The organism is Pseudomonas sputi (genome assembly GCF_021603585.1).
Taxonomy (GTDB): domain Bacteria; phylum Pseudomonadota; class Gammaproteobacteria; order Pseudomonadales; family Pseudomonadaceae; genus Aquipseudomonas; species Aquipseudomonas sputi.
Genome location: NZ_BQHI01000028.1, coordinates 14852 through 31684 on the forward strand (window position 1 = coordinate 14852; position 16833 = coordinate 31684).

The window sequence follows — 16833 nt, forward strand, 5'->3', positions numbered from 1 at the left end:
CCAGGAGGTCGCAATGAAGTCGGTAGATGCAAGGCGGAGTCGACCTCGGTGAGCGGAGTTGCCGTTTGGCAATGAGCATCATCGAGGTCGGCTCCAACGCTGCAGATGCCGGCTTCTGTGCGGCCGTTGTCTGATTAGTGACGGAAGTGGCGCATGCCGGTGAAAACCATGGCGATGCCGGCTTCATCAGCCGCTGCAATCACCTCGGCATCACGCATCGAGCCACCCGGCTGGATCACCGCCGTGATACCGACCTTGGCCGCATTGTCCAGACCGTCGCGGAACGGGAAGAACGCGTCCGATGCCATCACCGAACCAGCCACTTGCAGACCGGCGTGCTCAGCCTTGATCGCCGCGATACGCGCCGAGTTCACGCGGCTCATCTGGCCGGCGCCGACACCGATGGTCTGACGGTTCTTGGCATAGACGATGGCGTTGGACTTGACGAACTTGGCCACTTTCCAGGCGAAGATCAGATCGTGGACTTCCTGTTCGGTCGGGGCGCGCTTGGTCACCACTTTCAGGTCGTCGGCGCCGATCATGCCGATGTCGCGGCTCTGTACCAGCAGGCCGCCGTTGACGCGCTTGTAGTCCCAGGCCGGAACGCGATCGGCCGACCACTCGCCGCAGGCCAGCAGGCGCACGTTGGCCTTGGCGGCGACAATGGCGCGGGCTTCTTCGCTGACGCTTGGGGCGATGATCACTTCAACGAACTGACGCTCGACGATCGCCTTGGCGGTCTCGGCATCCAGTTCACGGTTGAAGGCGATGATGCCGCCAAACGCGGATTCGGTGTCGGTGGCGTAGGCCAGTTCGTAGGCCTGACGGATACCGCCTTCGGCGTCCGGGCTCACGGCCACGCCGCACGGGTTGGCGTGCTTGACGATCACGCAGGCCGGTTTGACGAAGCTCTTCACGCATTCCAGCGCGGCGTCGGTGTCGGCCACGTTGTTGTACGACAGTTCTTTGCCTTGCAGCTGGGTGGCGGTGGCGATGCCGACTTCGGCCGGTTTGGCTTCAACGTAGAACGCCGCGCTCTGGTGCGGGTTCTCGCCGTAGCGCATTTCCTGGGCCTTGATGAACTGGCTGTTGAAGGTGCGCGGGAATTCGCTGCGGCCTTCGGTGCTCAGGGTTTCGGCAGCCTGGTTCACGGTGCCCATGTAGTTGGCGATCATGCCGTCGTAGGCAGCCGTGTGTTCGAACGCCTTGAGCATCAGGTCGAAACGCTGAGCGTAGGTCAGGCCGCCGGCCTTGAGGTTTTCCAGGACGTTGGCGTAATCGCTGGCATTCACCACGATCGCCACGTCTTTGTGGTTTTTCGCCGCCGAACGGACCATGGTCGGGCCGCCGATGTCGATGTTCTCGATGGCGGTCGGCAGGTCGCAGCCTGGCTTGCTGATGGTGGCTTCGAACGGGTACAGGTTGACGGCTACCAGGTCGATCGGCTTGATGCCGTGCTCATTCATGATCGCGTCGTCGATACCGCGACGACCGAGGATCCCGCCGTGGATTTTCGGGTGCAGGGTTTTCACCCGACCGTCCATCATCTCTGCGAAACCGGTGTAATCCGCGACTTCCACTGCGGCCACGCCATTGTCCTGCAGCAGTTTGAAGGTCCCGCCGGTGGAAAGGATTTCCACGCCCAGGGCTTCCAGCTCCCTGGCGAATTCGAGGATCCCGGTCTTGTCGGAAACACTGATCAAGGCGCGGCGGATCGGCAGGCGGGTAGTCTGGTCGGTCATCTCAATTTCCATCAAAAGCAAGGGAAGTCAGCAAAAAAGGCGACCGGTTTTACGCGGGCGCCTTTCTGGTTTGATTGAATGCTTACAGCAGATCGTACTGCTTGAGTTTCTTGCGCAGCGTGCCACGGTTCAGTCCGAGCAGCTCGCTGGCCTTGGTCTGGTTGCCCTTGACGTAGTTCATCACGCTTTCGAGCAGGGGAGCCTCGACTTCGGAGAGCACCAGGTTGTACACGTCCGTGACGGACGCGCCCTCAAGGTGGGCGAAATAATTGTGCAGCGCCTTCTCGACACTCCCGCGAAGGGTCTGGCCTTCTTCGCTCGGGGTATTGAGGTGCTGTTTCAAATTCACGTTGTCGCTCACGGGTGTTGTTCCACTCACTAAAGTCTCGGTCATCATCGTCATGCGGCCACCCCTTCTCCGTCCCCTGTCAGGCTCTTGTAACGCTCGGCGAAGAACTCCCGAACGTTGGCGCATTGTGTTTCCGTACCATCCAAACGATTGAAGTGGGCGCGAAATTCCCTGGCGCCCGGCAAGGTTGCGAGATACCAGCCCACATGTTTGCGGGCAATTCGCACGCCCATCACGTCCCCATAGAAGGCGTGGAGGGCGGCCAGATGCTCAAGCAGAATGCGTTCCACCTCGATCAGCTCCGGCGCCGGCAGTTTTTCGCCGGTACGCAGGAAGTGTTCGATCTCACGAAAAATCCATGGCCGCCCCTGGGCGGCCCGGCCGATCAACAGGCCATCGGCACCGGTCGCGTCGAGCACGTAGCGGGCCTTTTCCGGCGATACGATGTCGCCGTTGGCAAAGACCGGAATCGACACCGCCTGCTTGATCGCGGCAATGGTGTCGTACTCGGCTTCGCCGGTGTACAGGTCGGCGCGGGTGCGGCCATGCACCGCCAGCGCCGTGATCCCGGCCTGCTCGGCGATCTTCGCCACCGTCAGGCCGTTCTTGTTGTCACGATCCCATCCGGTGCGGATCTTCAGGGTCACCGGTACATCAACCGCCGCCACGACGGCATGCAGGATCTCGGTAACCAGTGCCTCATCCTTCAACAACGCGGAGCCGGCGGCCTTGTTGCAGACCTTCTTCGCCGGGCAACCCATGTTGATATCGATAATCTGCGCGCCCAGCTCGACGTTGGCCCGGGCCGCATCCGCCAGCATCTGCGCATCGCCACCGGCGATCTGCACCGAGCGTGGCTCGGGATCGCCTTCGTGGATCATGCGCATGCGCGACTTGCGGGTGTTCCACAGGCTCATGTCGCTGGTGACCATTTCCGAGACTACAAGCCCTGCGCCCAAGCGCTTGCACAGCTGACGAAAGGGCTGGTCGGTGACGCCCGCCATCGGGGCGAGGATCAAGCCGTTCTGCAATGTATATGGGCCGATGCGTACCGCCGACATAGGACTTCCCTGAAGTGGGGCCGGATCATGAGAGTTCGAAAAAGGGTTGGCATGATACCCGCTCTCGATGACTGGATAAAGGCTGAATTGAACAAAATCTGAACAGTTATTCTGTTATTACCGCCGGTTTGGTCGCGCGCTGCGCAGTCAGAAATCTGCCGTCAATCGGGGAGCGGTGAAGCGTTTCACTCGGGCGAGTGGAAACTCAGGCTGTAGTTCACGGCTTTCGGGCCTGGATCAAGGATGTCCAGCGCGATGTGGATCGGCGTCTGCGGCGGCATTTCCGCCATGCCTTCGAGGTCGCCGTTGAGGTATTCGCCGGGTTTGAAGCGACGACTGGCGATCAGGTGGCCATTGAGGTCGGCGAAGCGCAGCTCCAGCAGCGGAAACGGCTGCGAGAAAGGGGCGCGGTTGTAAATGATCGCGTCCACCACCAGCGCACCGCTGAACTCCGGGTGGCTGCGCACCACCAGGTTGCTGCTCTTGATCTTGGCGATATCCACCTTGGACGGCACTGTGCAGCCGATTTGCGGGCACAGTTGCTGGAACCACGGCCGGTATTGATCCTGGCGCGCCAGTTCGTCGAAGTGATAGGCGATGTACTGTCCGGCCAGACCGCCGGCGGCGAGCGCGATCAGCAACAGCCAGAGCAGGCGACGGCCCCAGGGCGAGCGGCGTTTCTGCCAGTCCAGTTGCAGCGGATCGTCGGTCAGGTCCTGCAACGCTTCGGCGCGCGCACTGGTTTCGACGCGTTCGCGTTTTTTGCGCGCAGGCACGATCAGTGGCCGTTCGTCATCCATGTCGTCGCTGGCCGACAGGCGTTCGCGTCGGGCATTCGGGTCGATCGGATCGTGCAGGCGCATTGGCGGAATTGGCGGTTCGTCATCGAGATCCACCGGCTCCAGCGACAGCGAGGGCTCGGTGCGCTCCGGTCGGAGCGGCTCGGGCTCGATGATTTCGGGTGTCTCTTCGACCTCTGGTGTGCGCTCATCCGCCGGTTCGCTGAACAGACTGTCCGGCCACGTCGTCTCTTCCGGTTCGTGGCTGTCGCGGCGAGCGCTCAGGGCATCTTCGCGCGGGCGACCGAGCTCGGTGGTCGGCTGGATTTCCCGTTGCTCGAGGCGGGCCAGTTCTTCGTCCAGGTCCAGGCTGTCCAGATCCAGCTCGGCGGCGCTCCATTGCTTCTGGCTGATGGCGCGTGGTTCGGGCGTTTCGACGATGGCCGATGGCTCGACAGGCGCCGGCTCGCTGATTAACGGCGCCACCGGCGTGACAGCTTCCTTGCCAGCGTGTTGCTCCAGCAATTGCTTGGCGGCATTGAACACTTGCAGGCAGGAGCCGCAACGAACCACCCCGCGGGCCACACTCAACTGAGCGTGGCTGACGCGGAAACTGGTTTGGCAATGCGGGCACTGGGTGACGAAGCTGTCGGTCATGCGGCGATCCGGATTGAGCAGGCGGTCATTCTAGCGCCGACGGCCGGTGATGCGCACCCAGCCATCGCGATTGGCGATCGGGTCGAGATCGAAGTCCTGCGCGTAGGCGGCGGCGACTTCGTCACCTTGTTCGGCGAGGATCCCGGACAGCGCCAGACGCCCGCCGGATTTGACCAGGCTGGACAGTTGCGGTGCCAGGGAAACCAACGGACCGGCGAGGATGTTGGCCACCAGCACGTCGGCTTTGACCTGCGGCAGGTCTTGCGGCAGGTACAGCGGGAACAACTCGTCAGCGATGTTGTTGCGCCCGGCGTTGTCGCGAGAGGCTTCCAGCGCCTGCACGTCGATGTCGGTGCCCACGGCTTCCTTGGCGCCGAGCAGCAGGGCGGCGATGGCCAGAATCCCCGAGCCGCAGCCGAAATCCAGCACGTTGCAGTCTTTCAGGTCCTGGCCGTCCAGCCATTCCAGGCACAGCGCGGTGGTCGGGTGAGTGCCGGTACCGAACGCCAGGCCCGGGTCCAGCAGCAGGTTGACCGCGTCCGGTTCCGGCGCGGCGTGCCAGCTCGGCACGATCCAAAGGCGCTGACCGAAGCGCATCGGCTGGAAACCATCCATCCAGCTGCGTTCCCAGTCCTGGTCTTCGATCACTTCGCTGTGATGCTCGGGCAGCGGGCTGCCGGTCAGCAGTTCCAGATGGGCCAGTACCGGGGCGGCTTCGGTGCCGCCCTCGAACAGGGCCAGCAAGTGGGTGTGCGCCCACAGCGGGGTCGTATTGAGTTCCGGTTCGAAGATCGGCTGATCTTCGGCATCCATGAAGGTCACCGAAACGGCGCCCACTTCAAGGAAAGCGTCTTCGTAGGTTTCGGCTTGTTCTGGGCTGATGGCGAGACGGACTTGCAGCCAAGGCATGGCGGGCACCTGTGAAAAAGATTGATTGCAGCCTAGCGGCCTGCGAGAAGCGCGCAAGTTTACGCGAGCGCGACGGTTTTGTGGGAACGGGGAATGTGTGAGCAGATGAAACCTTCGGAAACAACAAAGCCGCCCGAAGGCGGCTTTGTCAGGTGCGGGCTGAAGCTTAGTGCTTGTCGCCAGCCAGCTTGTGCTCGAGGTAGTGAATGTTCACGCCCCCTTTGCAGAAGCCTTCGTCGCGGGTCAGATCACGGTGCAGCGGGATGTTGGTCTTGATCCCGTCGACCACGATTTCGTCCAGGGCATTGCGCATGCGGGCCATGGCTTCGTCGCGGGTCGCGCCGTAAGTGATCAGCTTGCCGATCAGCGAGTCGTAGTTCGGCGGAACGGCATAACCACTGTACAGGTGCGAATCGACGCGAACGCCGTTGCCGCCTGGTGCGTGGAAATGCTTGACCGTACCCGGGCTCGGCATGAAGGTTTTCGGGTCTTCGGCGTTGATTCGGCATTCCAGCGAGTGACCGCGGATGACCACATCGTCCTGGGTGTAGGACAGCTTGTTGCCAGCGGCGATGCTGAGCATCTCCTTGACGATGTCGATACCGGTGACCATTTCCGAAACCGGGTGCTCCACCTGAACACGGGTGTTCATTTCGATGAAGTAGAAACGACCGTTCTCGTACAGGAACTCGAAGGTGCCGGCGCCACGGTAGCCGATGTCGATGCACGCCTTGACGCAGCGAGCCAGGACTTCCTTGCGCGCGTTCTCGTCGATGCCCGGTGCCGGCGCTTCTTCGAGAACTTTCTGGTGACGGCGTTGCAGCGAGCAGTCGCGGTCACCCAGATGGATGGCGTTGCCCTGGCCGTCGGACAGAACCTGCACTTCGACGTGACGCGGGTTGGTCAGGAATTTTTCCAGATAGACCATCGGGTTGCCGAACGCCGCGCCTGCTTCGGAGCGGGTCAGTTTGGCCGAGGCGATCAGGTCTTCTTCCTTGTGCACCACGCGCATGCCGCGACCACCACCGCCGCCGGCGGCCTTGATGATCACCGGATAGCCGACTTCACGACCGATGCGCAGTGCCGTTTCCTCGTCTTCCGGCAGCGGGCCGTCGGAACCTGGAACGGTTGGCACGCCGGCTTCGATCATCGCGTGCTTGGCCGATACCTTGTCGCCCATCAGGCGAATGGTTTCGGCTTTCGGGCCGATGAAGGCGAAGCCGGAGTTCTCGACCTGCTCGGCAAAGTCGGCGTTTTCCGCGAGGAAACCGTAGCCTGGGTGAATGGCGGTGGCGCCAGTCACTTCAGCGGCCGCAATGATTGCCGGGATGTGCAGGTAGGAGTGCGCGGCAGAAGCCGGGCCGATGCAGACGGATTCGTCTGCCAGACCCAGGTGCATCAGCTCTTTGTCGGCCTTGGAGTAAACGGCGACGGTCTTGATGCCCATCTCTTTGCAGGCACGCAGAATCCGCAGGGCGATCTCACCGCGGTTAGCGATCAGAACTTTTTCCAACTTCGCAGTCATCAAAGGCTCTCCGCAGTTCAAACGATGGTGAACAGCGGTTGGTCGTACTCAACCGGCTGGCCGTCTTCGACGAGGATGGACTCGATCACACCGCTGGTTTCAGCTTCGATGTGGTTCATCATCTTCATGGCTTCGACGATGCACAGGGTGTCGCCTTTTTTCACGGTCTGGCCGACTTCAACGAAGGACGGCGAGGTTGGCGAAGATTTGCGATAGAAGGTGCCGACCATCGGCGAACGGGCCACGGTGCCGTTCAGCGCTGGAGCAGCAGCGGCAGCTGGAGCTGCGGCTGCAGCAGCCACCGGAGCGGCAGCGGCGGCAGGTGCAGCGGCCGGAGCCTGCATCGGAGCCGGAGCGTAGTACTGCTGCGCCGGGGTCTTGCTGTGACGGCTGATGCGTACGGACTCTTCGCCTTCCTTGATCTCGAGCTCGTCGATGCCGGACTCTTCCAGCAATTCGATCAGTTTCTTAACTTTACGGATATCCATGAATCATCAACTCCCAAGGGTCGGTCAGGGGCGTATAGCTTGGTGTTCAAGCTGCTCTAGTGCAGCCTCCAGGGCCAGTCGATAACCGCTGGCGCCAAGGCCGCAGATCACTCCTACCGCTACGTCGGAGAAGTAGGAGTGATGGCGGAAAGGTTCGCGTTTGTGCACGTTGGACAAATGCACTTCGATGAATGGGATGCTCACTCCCAGCAGCGCGTCACGTAATGCGACACTTGTGTGTGTAAATGCTGCCGGGTTGATCAGAATGAAGTCGACGCCTTCACCGCGTGCGGCGTGGATGCGATCGATCAATTCGTACTCGGCGTTGCTTTGCAGATACAGCAGATGATGGCCGGCTTCGCGGGCGCGGCGTTCCAGATCCTGATTGATCTGCGCCAGGGTGGTCGACCCGTAGGTCCCGGGCTCCCGGGTGCCGAGCAGGTTCAGGTTGGGGCCGTGCAGCACCAGTAGCGTTGCCATCTGCGTGTTCCTTGTTATGGGTGAGCCTTCGTCAGAACCCGGCGACTATGCCGCAAAGACTTTGTGACTGTCCAGTTCTCTGCAATAGCCAGCACGATGTCCGATGTTTGCGCAAAATATGTGACCGACCGATTAAATCCGGTCATTCGCTTTGGCAACACGTTCGGCGAAGTCGCTGGCGTTGATCTCGCCGATCACCCGCACATCGCGACGTTCCACCCCGTCCTTGCCAAAGAACATCAGCGCCGGTGGGCCGAACAGGCTGTAGCGATCCAGCAGGGTGCGTTGCTCAGCATTGCTTTCGGTGATGTCGAAGCGGATCAAGCGATAGCCCTTCAGCCGATCCACGACCGTGGCGTCATTGAGCACTTCGTGCTCGATGACTTTGCAACTGATGCACCAGTCGGCGTACCAGTCGAGCAGCAGGGGGGTGCCGGCGGTTTTCGCTTCGAGCAACACCCGGTCCAATTCCGCCGGGGTACTGACGGTCTGCCACAAACCGCTGTTTTGTGCGGTCGCGCCGCTGTCGGCAAGGCGCGCCGGGGCCATCGGGTTCAACGGATCGGTCTGCCCGCTGAACGCGCCGTACCAGCAGGCCAGCGCATAAAACAGCAGGAACATGCCGAGCAACTGGCCGAGGCGTTTGCGCGGCGGTTTGTAGACGAATTCCAGAGCACCGAGGAACAGGCCGACACCACCGGCCAGCAAGCCGATCAGCAGCAACGTGATCTGTCCTGGCAATACCCGGCTGAGCAAACCGATGGCCAGCCCGAGCAGCAACACGCCGATGCCGTTCTTCACGTACATCATCCACGGCCCGCTTTTCGGCAGCCATGCCGCGCCGCCAGTGGCCACCAGCAACAGCGGTGCGCCCATGCCCAGGCCAAGCATGAACAGCTTCAGGCCACCGCCCAGCGCATCGCCGCTGGCGCTGATATAAAGCAGTGCGCCGGCCAGCGGGGCGGAAACGCACGGCGAGACCAGCAGACTCGACACCACGCCCAACACCGCCGCGCCCCACAGCGAGCCGCCTTCGGTGCGCCCGGCAATCCGGTCGAGGCGGCTGCTGATGAAGTGCGGCAGTTTCAGCTCGAACACGCCGAACATCGCCAGCGCGAAAACGGCAAAGAACATCGCGAACGGCACCAGCACCCACGCCGATTGCAGCCGCGCCTGCAAATTCAATTGCGCGCCGAACAGCCCCATCAAGGCCCCGAGCAGCGCAAAGCACGCAGCCATCGGCAGCACATAAGCCAGCGACAGATTGAAACCACGCCAACCGCCGACCTGACCGCGCAACACCACTCCGGACAGGATCGGCAGCATCGGCAATACACAGGGCGTGAAGGTCAGCCCCAGGCCTGCCAGGAAGAACAGCGCCAGATCACGCCAGTCCCAGCCCGTCACTGGAGCGGACGCGTCGCTCGGCGCTGCGTTGCCTTCGATGCTCAGGCGTTCGGTTTCCGGTGGATAGCACAAGCCCTTGTCGGCGCAGCCCTGATAGGTGACGGCCAGCGTGAACGCCCGGGAATCATTGCGCGGCAGTTGCACATCGAGAATGCCGTGGTAGACCTCGACGTCGCCGAAATACTCGTCGTGCTTCTGCTCGCCTTGGGGCAGTTGTGCGGCGCCGAGTTTCACTTCGGCAGGCTCGGCACGAAACTGGAAGCGATGGCGGTAGAGGTAATAGCCTTCGCTGGCGACGAAGCGCAGCTTGACCGATTGCGGCGTGCTCTCGACCAGGCTCAGTTGAAAGGCTTCGCGCACCGGCAGGAAATCGGCGCTGTTGTTGACCGAGCCCAGCGTGGCGCTGGGCTTGCTGTCGAACAGACCGGCGGCGCCGGCCGGCAGGGCGAAGACGAAAAACAGCAGGCAGAGCAGACGGCGCATGACAATCTCGCGAATCAGAGGTGCGGGAATGATAGCGGACTTGGCCCTGCGCTGTGTGTCACACGCGGAACGCCTGCACGGCGGTGTGCAGTTGACCGCCGAGCAACAGCAGGTTCTCGCCTTGCTCGCGACCCTGGCCGATGCGCAGCAGATTGTCCCCGCCCAACTGGTGAATCCGTTCGCTGTGATCGCGGATCTCGCTGACCGCGCCGCTCTGTTGCGCGGTGATGTCGGCGATGCGGATGGCCGTGTCGGAGATGGTCTGGATCGCGCCGACAATCCTGTCCAGCGCACCGTCTGCCGATTGCGCCTGATTGGCCGTAGCCTCGGCGTGTTCGACCTGGGCGCGCATGCCCTCGACCGATTGCCTCGCTGCAGTTTGCAGGCCGGCGATCAGGGTCTGGATTTCTGCGGTGGCGCCGGCGGTGCGTTGCGCCAGCGAGCGCACTTCCTCGGCCACCACGGCGAATCCGCGCCCCATTTCCCCGGCGCGGGCGGCTTCGATCGCCGCGTTGAGCGCCAGCAGGTTGGTCTGGTCGGCAATCGAGCGAATGACCGTCAGCACGCCGCCGATGGTCGCCGACTCTTCGGCCAGGTGTTCGATCATTTGCGCGTTGCCTTGCACTTCGCCGACCAGCGCGTGCAGGCCGGTGAGGCTCTGGCCGATCACTTGTTGCCCGTGTTCGACGGCGAGCCCGGCATGGCGGCTGGCATCGGCGGCCTGGCGTGCATCGCCGGCCACTTGCTGGATGGTCGCTTCCAGTTCGCCGAGGGAGTCACGGATCAGCGCTGTATCGCCGGCCTGGTGTTCGGCGCCGCTGTGCAAGTCATTGCTCAGCTCGGCGAGGGTGCGGCTGCTGCCCGCCACCTGCTCGGCATTGCCGCGAATGGTTCCGACCAGATCCACCAGATAGGCGCGCAGACGATTGAGCGAGGCTTCGATGTCGTGCAGCTCGCGGTTGGTCTTGCCCAGGTGAATATCGCGGCTGAAGTCGCCTTCGGCCCAGGTCGACAGCGCCGGCGCGAGGTTGGTCAAGGTTCGGGCCAAGCGTCGTTGCAGGGTATCGATCAGCAGCGCGATCAGCAGAATCAGGCCGATCATCACGCCTTGCATCAGCCGTACTTCGCCCTGGATCTGCCCGTGCTGGGCGCGCACCACTGGTTCAAGACCGGCGATGGCTTGCTGCACGGCGGCGATTTTCTGGTGGGTCGCGGCGCTCAGGTCGGTGCGTTTCTGGATCTGATCGCGGGTGCGCGCCAGCTCCGCCGGATAACGGCCGAGCAGGCTGTTGAGTTCGCGTTTGAGGCCGACGCCGGCGTCTTCGGCGGCGGCTTTTTCTGTGCTTTCGATGCCCATCATCGCAGCAAAATCGTCGCTGCCGGATTCACTGCTGGCGACCACGCCGAGCAAGGGCAGGGCGTCAATCGTTTGGGCCTGGGCGCGGATGTTGCTGACTTCGCGCTCGACATCGGCGGCCAGTTCGCTGCGTCCGCTGCTGACCAGTTTGTCCCGGGCCAGCGACAGTTTGCCCAGGTGTTGGGAGGCAATCAGCAGGGGCGTCAGGTAGGTCGCGTTGCCGCCGGCGTAGGTGTTGAGCTGATCAAGGCTGGCGCTCAATTCGCGCTCGGCCTGCAACAGCAGGGCTTGTGGGTCACCGGCCAGTTTGCCGGCGGCCAGCAGGTCGGTCTTGCTGAATCCATCGAGGTCGGTGAGGCTCGGGCGCAGGGTGTCGGCCAGGGCGGGCGGCAGCTCGCCGAGTTCTTTCTGCAAATGATCGATGGCCTGACTGGCGCTGCTCAGACGCAGGGCGTCGCCACTGGCCAGGTAATCCTCGACATTGCGTGCCACGTCATTCTGAAATTGCTGCGACAGCCCCAGGTAACGCTCCATCAACAGATACGGGCGTTCCAGAGCTTTCTGCGACCACCACAGCGTGGCACCGAGAGCCACGCAGACGGCGACCAGCAACAGAGTATTGAGATTGGTGAGCAACTTCAGGCGCATGACGGCTACCAACGGCAGAATGGTAAGCGCCTGAATTTATTGCGGTTCTGTTACAGGGTTATGACCGATTGGGTCGATTCCGATGAAAAAGTGGCACTTTGCTTTGAGTCGCGCGCGGTCTGCACCCGATTGCGTCCTTCGCCCTTGGCGCGGTACAGCGCCTCGTCGGCCTGGCTGGCCATCATCAGGCTGTCGGAGTCGTCGCGCATCTCCACCACGCCGGCGCTGAAGGTGCACCACAGATCCTGCGGCTGGGCCGGATAGTGAATCTCGGCAAAGCGCTGGCGGATTTCATCGAGCACTTTGTGCGCGGCTTCTATATCGGTGTCGGGCATGACGATGGCGAACTCTTCGCCACCGTAGCGGCCGATGAAATCGGTCTTGCGCAGACGCTGCTTGAGGAACAGCGCCAGGCTCTTGATCACGCGGTCGCCCATGGGGTGGCCGTGACTGTCGTTGACCCGTTTGAAGTGATCAATGTCGAGCATGGCAAAGCTCAGCGGCTTGTTCTCGCGGCGGGCGCGGAACGAGCAGTCTTCGAGCAATTGCAGAATGTGGGTGTGGTTGTACAGGCCGGTGAGGCTGTCGCGGACCATCCGCGCTTTCAGGTTGCGCGCGCGGGCGGCGCGGTTGCGCACGGTGGTGATCAGGTGACGCGGCTTGATCGGCTTGGTCAGGAAGTCGTCGCCGCCCTCGCTCATGGCGTCGAGCTGCTTGTCCAGATCGTCTTCGGCCGACAGGTAAATGATCGGCACGCTGACGTAGCGGTCGTTGTGACGGATGACCTTGGCCAGTTCGGTGCCGGTGCAGGCCGGCATGTACATGTCGAGAATGATCAGGTCCGGCTGAAAGTCCGCCAGCTCGGCCATGGCCTGGATCGGTTCGATCAGGGTGCGGGTGACGATCCCGGCGCTGTTGAGCAGGCGCTCGGTGTGCAGTGCCTGGGCGCGGGAGTCGTCGATGATCAACACTTTATAGGGTTCGTACTGGGCGACGCAGGTCAGGACTTCGATCTTCTCCAGCAGGCTCGAGGCTTCGAGGGTGCCGGTGAGAAATTCCTGGCCTCCGGCGCGTACCGCCGCGAGGCGGGTCGGGGTGTCGGTTTCGTGCAGACTGAAGAACAGCAGCGGCAGCGGTTCTTCCAGACCCTGCTGGGCTTCGGCGGCGAGTGTCAGGCCGACGCCGGCACCGCTGAAATCCACGTCCATGACGATCGCGGCCGGCAGGCGCTCGACCATCGAGGAGCGAAACGCCGACACACTGTCCAGCGCCTGGGCGCTCAGACCGAAAAACTCCAGCTGCTTGGCCAGCCGCTCGGCGCGGTCGTGATCCTGCAGCATCACGTAGATCGGTTTGCGCAGGGGCGGCAGGAAGGTCTGATCGAGCTGATCGCCATGGCGCAGCCCGGTGCGCGACAGGCGCTGCATCAAACGGTTGAGGTCGGTGATCAGGCCGCTGCTCAGGCGTCCGCGATTGGCATCCACCGCTTCCAGCGACTGGCTGATGTGGCGGGCCAGCTGCGTGTGTTCGGGCTGTTCGAAGCGCTCGGCAAAACGCAGCAGGCGCAGATTGGCCTCGCTCAGTTCGGCGAGATCGGCAGTGGACCACTCACTGCGTTGCAGGCGCTGCCATATCTCAAGAATCTGACGTGCCTGATGAATTACCCGCTGGGCAAAGTGGTGCTTGAGGCGCTCACGGCTGGGGTCTTCTGGCTCGGTCATATCCTGACTACTAGTTAGGCTGCATGCTGAGATCGACTGGTGGCTCTATGCTAGCACCTCTTTTCCCTTACATGAGTGTCGTACGTCAATAATCTGCGGTGCGTCACCATTCAGTTTCTGACTGGGCGGTTTTGTCCGGGACTTGCTCGTCGATCAAGTGCCCGTGAACCGGGCCTTAAAGGATGTTTCTCAAGGCTTTTGAGGACGCTTCCCCCGCACTGGATGGTCATCGTCTGTCAGGGCTTTCTGATTTTTCCCAAGGTCGGTTTCGCAAGGGTTTTGCGCTGGTAGGGTCAGGGAAACCCCTACCGGATGTTTGCCCGAACATGGCCCAGTGTTTCAACAAACACCCCAGCGATGCCCAGCGCCTGAATCACAGCATCACGCCCGTCGCCGACTGCGAGTGCAATGAAGAGAGGTTGTATGGCGAACGGGTGAGGGTGACCGAGGTACCGGTTTTGACGTGCCAGTGCCTTTGGCGTGCCTATCAGCGGGAGGCGGAAAAAATCGTCGCCCCTGACGGCGCGTTGATCGCCGATCCCGTGCAGCGCAATCGGGCGATCAACGCCGCGTATGCCCGACTGTGGCTGCATGATTCGCGGTTCCAGTGGGCCGGGCTGGCGGCGTTCGCGTCCAAGCAGGTCGGTTGTGGATTGCTGCATGCGGCGGACAGTATCAAGCTGATCCGCCAGGAGCATGAGGCGCGGCAGCGGGTGCGGGACGGGCGCCGAGAGTCCGGGCTGCTCACTCCGGACAAAATGCCCCGACAGGCCGAGGACTGGGGGGATTACCAAGAGGCGAGGGCGCGCAACCCTGTGCCTTCGCTGGATTTGCGTACTTCGGGTGAAGAGCTGTCATTGGTGCAGCAACAGTTCCGGCATGTGTACGACATGATGGCGATGGGCAATACCACGCTGTTTCTGGATGTTTATCCGCTGCATCAGTTTTATGCGGTGCGAGGGTTGGCGGAGTTGAAGAAGTGTTTGAGGGCACGCGAAGGCATTTATGGGTACGCAAAGTTTCCCGTGCTTTGGCCGGTAAGTCAGGAAACGCTCCCGTTTGGGAAGGCGTTTGAACAAGTCTTGAATGCCTTCGAGGCCATTGAGGCGGGAAACATTGCCTCAAGCGTGCAACATCTGGCCTGGCACGAACAGCAAAACATTCTTCAGCCGAGCATCTACGAAAACCGTCAATTGGTAATGCTGCTGCGTAGCAACCATTTTTCCTACGTGACCGGCTTCCCTTCCGGTGTAGCCCAGGCCATCGAGCTGACCCTCTCCAGTCAATGTCAGCGGGTCGATGACGGTCGCACCATCGATTTTGGCCGCAACCCGCTGGCGGACCTGTCCGATCTCGATCAGCGAATGGCGTTTGTCCTGCGGGCCGCAGCCCGTTTTCACCAGATGCTCAATGACAGCAACAGAGACGCACTGGCGCAATCCATCCGTGAGATTGCTGCCTTGGAGGGCGCTTGATGCGCTTGCGTGCCTGTCTGTCCAGATGGCGTTGTTGGGCATGGCTGGGGTTTTGTGGTGTTTTGGCAGTGGCTGCTGCACGTCAATTGACACAGCCTCTGTGGGGCGATTCTGTGATCGCCATGTCCGTTGGAGGAACGTATGAATACATGCGTGACCATTCGACCGCACCCCTCGTTATATGGGGCCATGTTGGCAGGCGCGTCTGGGGTGGCGCTTCCAGGACAGATGCGCGCCTGCGATTTGTCGATCCGCAGTACGGTTTCGAAACGCCGCTGGCGCGGTTCTTTACGTTCACTTTCAAGGGTGACGTGGTCGGTAATATTCGTATGTCTCCCCAGGTCGAACCGTTGCTGATTGAAGATGCCTTGAAGGTCGTTCTCGATCTGCAAGCCCAATGGTGCGCGAAAGGGTGGAAACCCATGGGGACGCGGCACAATCCCACCATCGCGGACACCCCCGAGTGGCGGGCCTTTCTAAGGCCGGGGGTACGGACTGGTACCACTTACTGGAAGGCCGGCGAGCAGTACGAAGCGATGTTGTTTCTTGGACGATTCGCCGACTCCAGACACCCCGATCAGGAGCGCTATCTCATCACTCTAGAGCTCAGCAGACCCTGGAGATTCGAGGAAACGGAAGACCTCTACGAAGAACCCCACCCCTTTCCTTCGCCTCAACCCAAACAAGGAGCAATACCATGCCAACCCCCGCTTTCATGACGATCTACGGCAGCCATCAGGGCCTGATCAGCGCCGGTGCCTTCACCGAACCGTCGGTGGGCAACAGCTACCAGAACGGGCGTGAGGACAAGATCATGGTTCAGGCCTTCAGCCACGGCATTCTCCTGCCCAACGGCGCGGGTGCCGGGCGGCGAATGCACAAGCCGCTGGTCATCACCAAAACCATCGACAAAGCGTCGCCGCTGATCCAGGTCGCCCTGTGTTCCGGTGAACGGCTGAGCAAGTGTTGTCTGGAGTTCTATCGAACATCGGCCCACGGTACTCAGGAGCACTTCTATACGATTGAACTGGAGGACGCGCAGATCGTCAGCGCCGAGGTCTTTATGCCCGACTGCCAGGACCCAGTCACAGCGCACCTGACACAACGGGAAAAAGTCCACTTCAGTTACCGGCGCATCTACTGGCGGCATGAGATCAGCCGGACAATGGGCTCGGATGAGTGGCAGAGCGAGGGCCAGGGATGAGGCTGGTTCACCATTCGCACCTGACCGAAAACGAGCGCCTGCATGTCTATCCGGTGGATCAGGCGCTGGAGCGGGTTTGCAAGGTATTGCTGGAAAGGCAACCCCTCGAAGGTCTCGATCAACTGCGGGCAGGCCTGATGCTCGATCTGGACAGCGCAGTGCTGGAGCACATCGAGCGCGGCGACTGGCGGTTGCTCAGGTCAGAAGCCGATTACAGCGAATGGCCCGTTGCCCAGGCAGCCTTCGATCAGGCGGTGCTCGACCTGATGAACAATCCACCGGCTCAACCCACCCGAACACCGCGAATCTATCGTCTGGTCGACAGCATGACCGGCGAGCCATTGCCGCTGCAGGCCTACATTGCAACCATCGATGGGGTTCCCACCCAGCGCCGAACTGATGCCGAGGGCATTGCTCATCTGTTCATGCCGGAGGATGCCGGGCAGATTTCAATGCGAATTTTCAACGTCTGAAGCCTGCGTCTATCCTTTCGTTCACTGACGACCTCCACTTGTTTTTCTCCGCTACCCTGATCGCGGGTGCCCGGT

At 61.8% G+C, this 16833-nt stretch carries 15 protein-coding genes; 4 read left to right on the plus strand and 11 right to left on the minus strand.

Features of this window, described 5'->3' with window-relative positions; translation table 11 throughout:
* Window positions 1-134 precede the first annotated feature (134 nt).
* The 11 genes from purH to gcbA form a co-directional block, all read right to left on the minus strand.
* Window positions 135-1742 carry a bifunctional phosphoribosylaminoimidazolecarboxamide formyltransferase/IMP cyclohydrolase gene (gene purH, locus L6D81_RS25215; protein WP_039772035.1) on the minus strand — a complete coding sequence of 536 codons (1608 nt, stop codon included), beginning with the start codon at window positions 1740-1742 and terminating at the stop codon, window positions 135-137.
* An 82-nt stretch (window positions 1743-1824) separates the two neighbouring features.
* Window positions 1825-2145, minus strand: coding sequence for a DNA-binding transcriptional regulator Fis (gene fis, locus L6D81_RS25220; RefSeq protein ID WP_002555375.1), 321 nt, complete (start codon window positions 2143-2145; stop codon window positions 1825-1827).
* Window positions 2142-3152, minus strand: coding sequence for a tRNA dihydrouridine synthase DusB (gene dusB / locus L6D81_RS25225; RefSeq protein ID WP_007951027.1), 1011 nt, complete (start codon window positions 3150-3152; stop codon window positions 2142-2144). Before dusB ends, fis begins: the two co-directional genes overlap by 4 nt.
* Window positions 3153-3337: 185 nt before the next feature.
* Window positions 3338-4588, minus strand: a complete 1251-nt coding sequence (locus L6D81_RS25230; protein ID WP_236182374.1) for a DUF3426 domain-containing protein — start codon at window positions 4586-4588, stop codon at window positions 3338-3340.
* A gap of 30 nt (window positions 4589-4618) precedes the next feature.
* The gene (prmA, locus tag L6D81_RS25235; RefSeq protein WP_236182375.1) at window positions 4619-5497 is read right to left on the minus strand and encodes a 50S ribosomal protein L11 methyltransferase; all 879 of its coding nucleotides are present in this window, start codon (window positions 5495-5497) and stop codon (window positions 4619-4621) included.
* A gap of 166 nt (window positions 5498-5663) precedes the next feature.
* Window positions 5664-7022: an acetyl-CoA carboxylase biotin carboxylase subunit gene (accC, locus tag L6D81_RS25240; protein ID WP_085655569.1), complete on the minus strand. Its 1359-nt coding sequence runs from the start codon at window positions 7020-7022 to the stop codon at window positions 5664-5666.
* 17 nt (window positions 7023-7039) lie between these two features.
* On the minus strand, window positions 7040-7510 hold the full coding sequence (gene accB / locus L6D81_RS25245; protein WP_064379210.1) for an acetyl-CoA carboxylase biotin carboxyl carrier protein: 471 nt from the start codon (window positions 7508-7510) through the stop codon (window positions 7040-7042).
* Between the two features lie 24 nt (window positions 7511-7534).
* A complete protein-coding gene (gene aroQ, locus L6D81_RS25250) occupies window positions 7535-7990 on the minus strand; it encodes a type II 3-dehydroquinate dehydratase (RefSeq protein WP_064593231.1) in 456 nt (151 codons plus the stop codon).
* A 132-nt stretch (window positions 7991-8122) separates the two neighbouring features.
* The gene (locus tag L6D81_RS25255; protein ID WP_236182376.1) at window positions 8123-9880 is read right to left on the minus strand and encodes a protein-disulfide reductase DsbD; all 1758 of its coding nucleotides are present in this window, start codon (window positions 9878-9880) and stop codon (window positions 8123-8125) included.
* A 58-nt stretch (window positions 9881-9938) separates the two neighbouring features.
* On the minus strand, window positions 9939-11885 hold the full coding sequence (locus tag L6D81_RS25260; RefSeq protein ID WP_236182377.1) for a methyl-accepting chemotaxis protein: 1947 nt from the start codon (window positions 11883-11885) through the stop codon (window positions 9939-9941).
* Window positions 11886-11935: 50 nt separating this feature from the next.
* Window positions 11936-13606, minus strand: coding sequence for a diguanylate cyclase GcbA (gene gcbA, locus L6D81_RS25265; RefSeq protein WP_236182378.1), 1671 nt, complete (start codon window positions 13604-13606; stop codon window positions 11936-11938).
* Window positions 13607-13932: 326 nt separating this feature from the next.
* On the opposite strand from gcbA, the gene L6D81_RS25270 reads away from it, so the two are divergent.
* Genes L6D81_RS25270 through L6D81_RS25285 form a run of 4 tightly spaced genes read left to right on the plus strand, consistent with a single transcriptional unit; the run spans window position 13933 to window position 16758 of the window.
* Complete coding sequence (locus L6D81_RS25270; RefSeq protein WP_236182411.1) at window positions 13933-15081, plus strand: DUF2515 family protein; 1149 nt, start codon at window positions 13933-13935, stop codon at window positions 15079-15081.
* Window positions 15081-15800: a hypothetical protein gene (locus L6D81_RS25275; RefSeq protein ID WP_236182379.1), complete on the plus strand. Its 720-nt coding sequence runs from the start codon at window positions 15081-15083 to the stop codon at window positions 15798-15800. The genes L6D81_RS25270 and L6D81_RS25275 overlap by 1 nt, the downstream gene beginning before the upstream one ends.
* Window positions 15779-16285: an Hcp family type VI secretion system effector gene (locus L6D81_RS25280; protein ID WP_236182380.1), complete on the plus strand. Its 507-nt coding sequence runs from the start codon at window positions 15779-15781 to the stop codon at window positions 16283-16285. Before L6D81_RS25275 ends, L6D81_RS25280 begins: the two co-directional genes overlap by 22 nt.
* Complete coding sequence (locus L6D81_RS25285) at window positions 16282-16758, plus strand: hypothetical protein (protein WP_236182381.1); 477 nt, start codon at window positions 16282-16284, stop codon at window positions 16756-16758. Before L6D81_RS25280 ends, L6D81_RS25285 begins: the two co-directional genes overlap by 4 nt.
* Window positions 16759-16833 lie beyond the last annotated feature (75 nt).